2 pseudogenes are annotated in these 431 nt (G+C 75.4%); both read left to right on the forward strand.

From position 1 onward, the window contains the following. Positions 1–214: pseudogene (locus B7L92_RS43070) on the forward strand (serine/threonine protein kinase); the annotation flags it as partial. Next, positions 211–431: pseudogene (locus tag B7L92_RS34745) on the forward strand (serine/threonine protein kinase); the annotation flags it as partial. The pseudogenes B7L92_RS43070 and B7L92_RS34745, both read left to right, overlap by 4 nt.

Genomic DNA, 431 nt, shown 5'->3' on the forward strand with positions numbered 1-431 from the left:
CGGCTTCATGGCGCCCGAGCAGGTGCGCGGCGACCGCATCACCCCGGCCTGCGACGTCTTCTGCCTCGGCTCGGTGCTCGCCTACGCCGCCACCGGCGTGCTGCCCTTCGGCACCGCCAACAGCGGGGTGCACGCCCTGATGTTCCGCATCGCCCAGGAGGAACCCGACCTGGAGCGGGTGCCCGAGGGCCTCGTCGACCTCGTGCGCGACTGCCGGGACGCACCGTCGCGGTGAAGCTGGTGCGCGAGGAGCTGGCCCGGGAGGAGGAGTTCCGGGCGCGCTTCCGCCAGGAGGTGCAGGCCGCGCGGCAGGTCGGCGGCGCCTGGACGGCACCGGTGCTGGACGCGGACACCGAGGCGCCCGTGCCCTGGGTCGCCACCGGGTACGTGGCCGGGCCCAGCCTCCAGCAGGTGGTCGGGCACGACCACGG

Source organism: Streptomyces viridosporus (genome assembly GCF_002078235.1).
Lineage (GTDB): Bacteria > Actinomycetota > Actinomycetes > Streptomycetales > Streptomycetaceae > Streptomyces > Streptomyces viridosporus.